Source organism: Selenomonas sp. oral taxon 138 str. F0429, from assembly GCF_000318175.2.
Classification (GTDB): domain Bacteria; phylum Bacillota; class Negativicutes; order Selenomonadales; family Selenomonadaceae; genus Centipeda; species Centipeda timonae.
On sequence record NZ_KB290949.1, the window covers coordinates 27465 to 28118 of the forward strand.

The window sequence follows — 654 nt, forward strand, 5'->3', positions numbered from 1 at the left end:
CCTCCGAGTGCTCGATGATCGGATTGCGGGCAGCGTCCACGATGCCGGGAGCCGTCGCAGAGTTTGCATTGATGAAGTAGCTGTCCTTGTACGCCTCATCGTCCGAGCGTTCCGCATCGCCGTCACGAAGCGGAGTCTTGATCGCCGTGAGCGCAGGAACGGACTTGCTGTTACCCTTGAGTTTGCTCTGTCCCTCGTCATATGCCGCCTGAATGGCATTCTTGACTGCCGTCAAAGTCTTGGTGTCGCTCTTCGGGATGATGAGAGACACGCTGAACTTCGGCGCACCTCCGTTGATGGACTTGGCCTGCCAGACGTTGGCATAGCTCCAACGTGTCTTGACTCCCGTGATCACTTTTGTCGGATTGATAACTTTTGCCATGATGTGTTTTCCTCAACTTTCCTTAAAATCTTCTGCTGCAGTATTCATCACAGGTCGCTTGTCGCTCATCGGAGCGAGGGTTGGTTTCCCCTGCGGCTTGATGACGAAACCTCCGAGCAGTTCCTCAAACTTATTTTTTCCGAGAAGCGCGGTCATTGCCGTAATCCCGAGCAGTTTCTGCTCATACGGCTCAAAGCCCGCTTCTTTGACGGTGTGGGCGACCACCGCCTCATCGGTATATTTCCGATTCGAGCGGCCTTCCACCAGTTTCC

At 54.4% G+C, this 654-nt stretch carries 2 protein-coding genes; both read right to left on the reverse strand.

What is annotated here, in order from left to right; all coding sequences use genetic code 11:
* The coding region (locus HMPREF9163_RS09555) for a DUF2815 family protein (protein WP_009441571.1) at positions 1 to 382 on the reverse strand (382 nt) is incomplete at its 3' end.
* Positions 383 to 394: 12 nt separating this feature from the next.
* Positions 395 to 654 (reverse strand): DUF2800 domain-containing protein (locus HMPREF9163_RS12575; RefSeq protein ID WP_009441572.1); only part of this gene is annotated, 260 nt, incomplete at its 5' end.